Annotated in this window: 7 protein-coding genes; 5 read left to right on the forward strand and 2 right to left on the reverse strand. The window is 67.7% G+C overall.

Annotation, left to right across the window (positions count from 1 at the left end):
* Nucleotides 1–304: 304 nt before the first annotated feature.
* Nucleotides 305–1,351 carry an ABC transporter ATP-binding protein gene (locus AB7O82_RS35370; protein WP_428621587.1) on the reverse strand — a complete coding sequence of 349 codons (1,047 nt, stop codon included), beginning with the start codon at nt 1,349–1,351 and terminating at the stop codon, nt 305–307.
* Nucleotides 1,348–2,358, reverse strand: a complete 1,011-nt coding sequence (locus tag AB7O82_RS35375) for an ABC transporter ATP-binding protein (RefSeq protein ID WP_428544621.1) — start codon at nt 2,356–2,358, stop codon at nt 1,348–1,350. The genes AB7O82_RS35370 and AB7O82_RS35375 overlap by 4 nt, the downstream gene beginning before the upstream one ends.
* Before the next feature lie 160 nt (nt 2,359–2,518).
* Between AB7O82_RS35375 and AB7O82_RS35380 the strand changes: the two genes are divergently transcribed.
* The 5 genes from AB7O82_RS35380 to AB7O82_RS35400 all read left to right on the forward strand — a co-directional run bounded on the left by AB7O82_RS35380 (nt 2,519) and on the right by AB7O82_RS35400 (nt 8,110).
* The gene (locus AB7O82_RS35380; protein ID WP_428544624.1) at nt 2,519–4,204 is read left to right on the forward strand and encodes an ABC transporter substrate-binding protein; all 1,686 of its coding nucleotides are present in this window, start codon (nt 2,519–2,521) and stop codon (nt 4,202–4,204) included.
* Between the two features lie 588 nt (nt 4,205–4,792).
* Nucleotides 4,793–5,569, forward strand: a complete 777-nt coding sequence (locus AB7O82_RS35385) for an ABC transporter ATP-binding protein (RefSeq protein ID WP_428621588.1) — start codon at nt 4,793–4,795, stop codon at nt 5,567–5,569.
* Nucleotides 5,566–6,300, forward strand: coding sequence for an ABC transporter ATP-binding protein (locus AB7O82_RS35390; protein ID WP_428621589.1), 735 nt, complete (start codon nt 5,566–5,568; stop codon nt 6,298–6,300). The genes AB7O82_RS35385 and AB7O82_RS35390 overlap by 4 nt, the downstream gene beginning before the upstream one ends.
* Complete coding sequence (locus AB7O82_RS35395; RefSeq protein WP_428621590.1) at nt 6,297–7,151, forward strand: branched-chain amino acid ABC transporter permease; 855 nt, start codon at nt 6,297–6,299, stop codon at nt 7,149–7,151. Before AB7O82_RS35390 ends, AB7O82_RS35395 begins: the two co-directional genes overlap by 4 nt.
* Complete coding sequence (locus AB7O82_RS35400; RefSeq protein ID WP_428544636.1) at nt 7,148–8,110, forward strand: branched-chain amino acid ABC transporter permease; 963 nt, start codon at nt 7,148–7,150, stop codon at nt 8,108–8,110. Before AB7O82_RS35395 ends, AB7O82_RS35400 begins: the two co-directional genes overlap by 4 nt.
* Nucleotides 8,111–8,255: the final 145 nt, after the last annotated feature.

The raw sequence follows: 8,255 nt of genomic DNA on the forward strand, positions 1-8,255 counted from the left end.
ACCGTGGTGGCTGGTGCTGTTCCCGGGGCTTGCGATCACCCTCACCGTGCTCGCCTTCAACCTGCTGGGCGACGGCATCCGCGACCTGCTCGACCCCAGGCTGCGCGGCTCGGTGTAATCATTCGCCGTCCCAGCTCTGCTGGGGAGATGTTCGCGTAATCGCGGACGGAGGGGTCAGACTCTCTTGGACCGCGGGCGTCTCGCCCGCTCATGAGAAGAGCGGGCGGGACGCCCGCGGTCCGCATGATTCATGACCCCTCCGCCCGTATGATGGGGCACCTCCCCAGCGGAGCTGGGGAGGAGTCTATGACGCCAGCGGGAACCTCACGCCGGCGTCGTGCAGGTGGCACGACGCGAAGTGGCCGGGCCTGACCTCGCGCAGCGTCGGCACCTCGGTGCGGCAGCGCGGCATGGCGTAGGGGCAGCGGGCGTGGAAGTGGCAGCCCGAGGGCGGGTTGATCGGGCTCGGCACGTCGCCCGTCAGGATCACGCGCTTGCGGCCGCGGGCGCTCGCCTTGGGAATCGGCACCGCCGACAGCAGCGCCTCCGTGTAGGGATGCAGCGGCATCTCGAACAGGCTGGTCTTGTCGGTCATCTCGACGATGCGGCCGAGATACATCACCGCGACGCGATGGCTGATGTGCTCGACCACGGCGAGGTCGTGGGCGACGAACAGGTAGGAGAGCTTGAGCTCGTCCTGCAGGTCCATCAGCAGGTTGATGATCTGCGCCTGGATCGACACGTCGAGCGCCGACACCGGCTCGTCGCCGACGATCAGGTCGGGATTGAGGGCGAGCGCGCGGGCGATGCCGATGCGCTGGCGCTGGCCGCCCGAGAATTCGTGCGGATAGGACTTCATCGCCTCGGGCCTGAGCCCGACCCGGGCGAACAGGGAGGCGATGCGCTCGCCGCGCTCCTGCGGCGTGCCGATCTGGTGGATGGTGAGCGCCTCGCCGACGATCTCGCCGGCCGACATGCGTGGATTCAGCGAGGCGTAGGGATCCTGGTAGATCATCTGCATGCGCCGGCGATAGGGCAGGAGATCCCCGCCGGCGAGATGCGTGATGTCCGCCCCGTCGACTCGGATCGAGCCGCCGGTCGGCTCGAGCAGCCTGAGCAGGGTGCGGCCGACCGTTGACTTGCCGCAGCCGCTCTCGCCTACCAGGCCCAGCGTCTCGCCGCGCTTGATGGTGAAGGACACGCCGTCGACCGCGTAGACGTGGCCGGAAACCCGCGAGAAGAATCCTCTGTGTATCGGAAAATGCTTCTTGAGGTCGCTGACCTCGAGCAGGTTTCCCGAGCCGTTCTTCGGACCGGGTGAACCGGCTTTCAACTGGACCGAACCGTTCATGCCGCACCTGCCATCACGCGGTCGGCGTGCCAGCAGGCGATCCAGTGACCGCGGCCGCGCTGCTCCAGCTCGGGCACGGCCTTCAGGCATTGATCGGAGGCGAAGGCGCAGCGCGGCGCGAAACTGCAGCCGGGTGGGAGGTTGAACAGCGACGGCACCATGCCCTTGATCTCGGTCAGGCGGGCCCGCCTGGTGTCGTTGTGCGCCGCCGTGTCGAGATGCGGGATCGAGCCCAGCAGGCCCTTGGTATAGGGATGCCCCGGACGATCGAACAGGACGGCGGCGGGCGCCTCCTCGACCTTGCGGCCGGCATACATCACCACCACCCGGTCGGCGTTCTCCGCCACCACCCCCATGTCGTGGGTGATCAGGATGATCGCCGTGCCGTAGGTCTCCTGCAGCTCGCGCATCAGGTCGAGGATCTGGGCCTGGATGGTGACGTCGAGCGCCGTCGTCGGTTCGTCGGCAATCAGCACCTTGGGATTGCACGACAGCGCCATGGCGATCATGACGCGCTGGCGCATGCCGCCGGACAGCTGGTGTGGATAGGCGTGCGCCCGCTTCTCGGGCTCGGGGATCTGGACTCTGCGCAGCATCTCGATCGCCTTGTCCAGGGCATCGCGCTTCGACAGGCCCTGGTGCAGGGCGATCGCCTCGGCGATCTGCTTGCCGACCGTATAGAGCGGGTTGAGCGAGGTCATCGGCTCCTGGAAGATCATCGAGATGGCATTGCCGCGGATGGCCTCCATCTCGGCGTCGCCGAGTTCCAGCAGGTTCCTGCCCTCGAAGCGGATGGTGCCGCCGACGATGCGCCCCGGCGGGTTGGCGACCAGGCGCAGGATCGACAGCGCCGTCACGCTCTTGCCGCAACCCGACTCGCCCACCACGCCCAGGGTCTCGCCGCTCTTCACCGCGTAGGAAACCCCGTCGACCGCCCGCACCGTCCCGATGGCGGTGAAGAAATGCGTCTGGAGGTCCTCGATCTGCAGCACCGGCCGAGCCGGCACGACGGCCGGTTCTCCGACGACGCGAGGTCTCGGCTGGGAAGAATTCAAGGCAAGACTCCCTTGGAATTGTCGTGTTAGTTTTGGTCCATCGGGGAGAAGGACAAAAACTATCAGAGCACAGAGTGCTCGGTCTGGAAAAGACCTATTGGGAGGAAACGCAATGCGAGATCGTTCACGCGTAAATCGTCGCGGGTTCGTCAAGGGAGCCGCCGCATTCGGCGTCGGCGCGATGGCCTATCCGTGGCTCCCGGCGCGCGCCCAGGGCGTGCCCCTGGAATTCGACGGGTCGAAGTTCCAGCTCGCCGCACCCGAGCCCAATCCGAAATCGGGCGGCGTTCTGAAATACGGCATCACCATGCGGCCGCCACATTTCGACTTCCACCAGTCGGGCACGATCAACAGCCTGGGCAGCCAGGGCTGCATGTTCGACAACCTGGTGCGGCGCGACCCGCGCGACAGCGGCAAGACGATCATCCCCGACCTTGCGCACAGCTGGGAGATCGCCAAGGACGGCAAGACCTACACCTTCCATCTGCGCAAGGGCGTGCAGTTCCATGACGGCGCCGAGCTCACCTCGGAGGACGTCAAGGCCACCTTCGACCGCATCGCCAAGCCGCCGCAGGGCATCTCGATCCCGCGCAGCACGCTGTTTGCGGCCGTGAGCGAGATCGCCACGCCGGACAAGTACGTCGTGCAATTCAAGCTGTCGGCTCCGCGGCCGGCCGACTTCATCATGGGCGCGATCGCCAGCGGCTGGAACGGCATCGTGCGCAAGAAGACGCTGGAGGACAACGGCTACAACCTGCGGCGGGTCGTCGACATTCCCGGCACCGGCCCGTTCAAGAGCAAGCGCCGCGTCGAGAACGAGGTCTGGGTGATGGAAAAGCACCCGAACTACTGGAACAAGGCGGGTGGCTTGCCCTATCTCGACGGCGTCGAGTTCTATCACGCCCTGCCGTTCTCGCCCGAGCTCGGCTCCAGCCTGCTGTCGGGTCGCGTCGACTATGCCCGTCTTCTCGATCCCGGTTCGCTGCGCCGGGTCAAGGCAACCCAGGGCATGTCGGGCACCGATTTCTACCAGAGCGTCATCCAGGCGACCTGGATGAACAACAAGAAGAAACCGATGGACGACCCCAGGGTGCGTCGCGCCTTCCATCTCGTGCTCGACAAGCCGGTGCTGGTCGACGTGGTGAAGGACATCGCGCCGATGATGGTCGGCGGCTTCATCTATCCGTTCTCCGACTTCGCGACGCCGCTGCCCGAGCTCTCCAAGCGGCTGGGCTACCAGGCCGACCCGACCGCCTCGGTCAAGGAGGCGAAGGCGCTGATGAAGGCGGCCGGCTACGAGAAGGGCATCACCGGGCTCGACTACCTGGTGCGCGAAGTGGCGAGCTTCAAGCTGTGGTCTCAGGCCATCCAGGCGATGCTGCAGCAGACCCTCAACGTGCAGACAAACATCCGCACCGCCGTGGAATCGGTGTGGTTCGACGACGTGAACACCGGCAAGTTCGACCTCGCCGTCGGCGCCATCGTCTCGACCCTGCTCGACCCGTCCGACTACTTCAACGCCTGGTACAGCCCGAAGGGTCCGCAGAACTACTCACAGTGGAACAACGCCAAGTTCAACGAGCTGGTGCCGCAGATCGACACCGAGGTCGATCCCAAGAAGCGGCTGGCGCTGATCCGCCAGGCCGAGAACATCATGGAGGAGGATCCTCCGCTGCTGCCGATGTCGTGGGAGAAGATCAACGACGGCTGGTACAACTACGTCAAGGGTCATCGGCCGAAGGATTATTTCGGCATCTACGACGTCGTCCGGCTGGATACGTTCTGGCTCGACAAGTAGGCTTTGGCATCAGGCAACGGTACGGGCCGGCGCAATCGCCGGCCCGTTCTTGTTGGCGCCGGGGCGGGATGCGTTGACTCTGCACCGCACGGTCGGTCAAGCTTTGCGCAATGAACCTCCGTTCAAGCGAGGAACAGATGCGCCGGACGAGGCTTGGGCGAGCCCGGCTCCCTTTGGTCGCCAGCAGAGCCGCGGCCGCCTGGGGCAAGATACAGCGTTCGGAAGCCTCCCCCGTCATCGGGCAGGGCTTTCGCACATGACAAGAAAACACCGTCATCCCGAGCGAAGCCGCCCGGAGGGCGGTGTAGTCGAGGGACCTTTCTTGCTGGTGCTGCCAGAAGAAAGGTCCCTCCACTACGTCTCGCGGCGCTCGGCTCCGGTCGGGGTGACGGTGTTCTTGTCTCATATGCGAATGCCCTGTGTCGTCGGGGGAGGTACCCCCGGCAGGGGGCGGAGGGGGAAGGCCTCAGTCGAGCTCTTTGAGGTTCCGACGTCGGAATTACAGAAGGCTGGACTGCGGCCTTCCCCCTCGGGGCCTACGGGCCACCTCCCCCGATGACGGGGGAGGAAAGATCGACGCGAGGTAGCTTGACGCGCATCCTCGATCCGCTTCTGACCGTCGAGGAGCTGACCGTCCAGCACGGGGCCCTGACCGTCCTCGGCGAGATGTCGTGGCAGGTCGATGCGGGCGAAATTCTCGGCATCATCGGGCCGAACGGCGCCGGCAAGTCCACGTGCCTGGCGGCAGTCGCCCATGCCGTCGAACGCACCGGCGAGATATGGCTGGGGGACGACCGGATCACCGACCTAACGACCTGGGAGCTGGCGCGCATCGGCGTGCGCCGCACCTTTCAGCACAACGGCTTCTTCGGTGACCTGACGCTGCTCGAGAACGCCATGGCGGCGATGCTGCTCGACCATTCGACCTCGCTCGCGCAGTCCCTTCTGACGCCGTGGCGCGAATGGGCGACGCGGCGGCGGGCCGGGAAGGCGGCGCGCGAGCTCCTGTCGTCGTTCGGCATCGCCGGCGCGGACCATCACAAGCGGCCGGACGAGGTCGCGTACGGCCTGCAGCGCCTGCTTCCGGTGGTGCTGGCCTACGGCTCGGGCGCCCGGGTGCTGCTGCTCGACGAGCCGGCTGCCGGTCTCGGCAGCGCCGATGCAGAGCGTCTGGCCGATCTCCTGGCCGAGTTGCGCCGCCGCCGCGTCGCCGTGGTGGTGGCCGAGCATCACATGGATTTCGTCATGACCGTCGCCGATCGCATCCTGGTGATCGACCAGGGCCGCAAGCTCGCGGAGGGCAAGGCGGCCGACATCGGGCGCGACGACATGGTGCGCGAAGCCTATCTCGGGCGCGCGGCATGACCCCCGCCCTGCAAGCCACCGGTATCTCGGTACGCTACGGCGGCCACGTCGCGGTCGACCGTGTCGACATCACGGTGCCGGACCGTGGCATGGTCGGCGTCGTGGGCGCCAACGGCGCCGGCAAGAGTTCCCTGGTCAATGCCCTGGCCGGCTGGTCGCCCGGAGACCGTCCGACGGTGCGCGGAAGCGTGCAACTGGGCGGCAAGCGGATGGACGGGCTGGCGCCGCATCGCCGGGCCAGGCGCGGACTGGTGCTGGTGCCGCAAGGCAAGGCTATTTTCGCCGACCTGACCGTCGCCGAGAACCTGGCGCTGATGCGACCGCCGCTGAGAAAGGCCGGCCGCCACGCCTTCTCGATGGACGAGATTTTCGCGCTGTTCCCCCGCCTCGCCGATCGACGCAACCACAAGGGCGGCATGTTGACGGGCAGCGAGCGGCAGATGGTGGCAGTGGGCCGGGCGCTGCGCGCCGCACCCCGCGTCCTGCTGCTCGACGAGCCATCGGCCGGCCAGACACCGCACCTGCTTCATGAGCTGCTCGCGACGCTGCGTCGCCTCATCGACGCCGGACTGTCGGTGCTGCTGGTCGAGCAGAGCGTGCGATCCGCCCTCGAGCTGGTCGACGCGCTCTACCTGCTGGAGCGCGGCAAGGTGGCCGCGCACGGCCCGGCCGGGACGATGAGGGACGACCCGCGCCTCGTCGAAGCCAGTCTGGGGCGCGTGCCGTCATGAACCTCGCGCAGCAGATCGTCGACGGACTGGTGCTGGGCTCCGGCTACGCCCTGATCGCCATCGGCTGGTCGGTGCTGCTGGCGACGGCGCGCCAAGCGAACCTCGCGCACGGCCAGCTTTACATGCTGGGCGCCTTTCTCGCCTGGGCCGCGATGGAGAGGTATGGCATCGACTACGCCGTCGCCGTTCCACTCGCCGTGCTCGCGCTCGGCCTGATCGGTGTCCTGCTGCAGGGCGCGATGCTGCCCCTGGTCACGCGGCAGAACCTGACCGACCTTATGATCGTCACCCTGGCCATCGGCTACGTCCTGCGCGGCGGCGCCGCGCGCGTCTTCGGCGACGAGCCCCGGCGCCTGGCGAGCCCGTTGCAGGCGGAGAGCCTGCGCTTCGGCGAGGTCGCGTTCACTCTGCAGGACGCAGTGATCCTGGCGGCCACCCTGCTGCTGTTCGGGCTGGTGTGGCTGGTGCTGAACCGGACGCGGCTCGGCTCCCGGCTGCGCTCGGTCGCCGAGGATCCCGGTCTGGCCCGGCTGTGCGGCATCAGTGTCGCGCGGGTCTATGTCGGCGTCTTCGTCTTCGAATGCGCGGCGGTGGCGCTCGCCGCCGGGCTCGTGGCGCCACGCGGCCCGATCCTGGCCGGCCTGGGCGTCGACGAGGTGGTCCTGACCTTCGTCGTCGTCGTCCTGGGCGGGATCGGCAGCGTCGGCGGCTGCCTGCTTGCCGGGTTGGGGCTCGGCCTCTTCACCCAGCTGTTCGGGGCACTGGTGTCGCCTGCCTACACGATGGCGGCGGCCCTCCTGTTGCTGCTGTTCGTTCTGGCAGTGCGGCCGCGCGGCCTGGCGGCGCGATGATGGCGCGTCTTGCCGCCACACTTGCCAGCCCCCTCGCCCTTGTCCTGGCGGCGCTCACCTATTTCGTGCCGATGGCCGCGGGCAACACGCCGGCCCTCTATGCCGCCTGCACCACCGTCGCCATCCTTGCGGTGATGGCCTACGGCGCCGACCTGATCCTGTCCGATCTCGGCGAGCTCAGCCTCGGCCACACCCTCTTCTGGGCGGCCGGCGGCTACGCCGCGGCCATGCTGTCAGCCGCCCCGGGCTGGAACGGCTGGATGACGGCCGGCGCCGCGATCGCGGTCGCGCTCGTGCTGGCCGCCGTGCTCGGTGTGGTGACCCGGGGCACGAGGCCGCTCGTGTTCTCGCTGGCGACCTACGCCGCCGGCGTCGTCGCCATGGAGGTCGCCGTCAAGGGAACGCTCCTCGGCGGCCCCGACGGGATCGGCGGCGTGCCGCCGCTGCAGCTTCCGTTGTTCGGCCATGGCATCACGGCATCGACCAATGCCGATCTCTGGCCGGTGGCGTGGGGCCTGCTGATGCTGACCCTGCTGTTCGTCGAGCGCTTCCGCCGTTCGCGCCTCGGCACCAGCGCGCTGATGGTGCAGATGAATCCCGAGCTCGCGCGGTCGCTCGGCGTCGACGCCCGCCCGGTGCGCTTCCTGGTGCTCGTTGTGTCGGCGCCGATCTCGGCCCTCGCCGGCTGGCTCTACGCCTATCAGCACGCCCGTGTCGGCCCCGACATGCTGGACGGCTACTTCCTGGTGCTGATGCTGGCGGCCATCGTCATCGTCGGCCGCCGCTTTCTGCTCGGTCCGCTGATCGGCACCGCGCTGATCGTCGGCCAGCAGACCTTCTTCCCGATCGGCGGCGACGTCGACAAGATAGCGCTGGCCGGCGTGCTGGGCGCCGTCCTGCTGCTGTGGCCAAAGGGTCTGATGGGAGCCTGGGAGCTGCTCCGGGGACGGGCTTCATGATTCCTCCCCGGCTTCGCCGGGGAGGACTTCCTACCCGTGGTCAAGTGGACATTGCCTCGTTTTGGGGGACGATGTGAAGGTGAGTGAGGGTGCATTGTCGCCCGTCGCGCGGAAGTGTGCCGGCGTGCTCGCGACCGTCAAGGAC

The sequence above is a fragment of the Reyranella sp. genome (assembly GCF_050185545.1).
GTDB lineage: Bacteria > Pseudomonadota > Alphaproteobacteria > Reyranellales > Reyranellaceae > Reyranella.

Excerpts from the sequence above, each read along its gene's own strand:
- AB7O82_RS35395 (WP_428621590.1), top strand. The coding sequence starts at position 6,297 with ATGAACCTCGCGCAGCAGATCGTCGACGGACTGGTGCTGGGCTCCGGC.
- AB7O82_RS35390 (WP_428621589.1), top strand. The coding sequence starts at position 5,566 with ATGACCCCCGCCCTGCAAGCCACCGGTATCTCGGTACGCTACGGCGGC.
- AB7O82_RS35380 (WP_428544624.1), top strand. The coding sequence starts at position 2,519 with ATGCGAGATCGTTCACGCGTAAATCGTCGCGGGTTCGTCAAGGGAGCC.
- AB7O82_RS35370 (WP_428621587.1), bottom strand. The coding sequence starts at position 1,351 with ATGAACGGTTCGGTCCAGTTGAAAGCCGGTTCACCCGGTCCGAAGAAC.
- AB7O82_RS35400 (WP_428544636.1), top strand. The coding sequence starts at position 7,148 with ATGATGGCGCGTCTTGCCGCCACACTTGCCAGCCCCCTCGCCCTTGTC.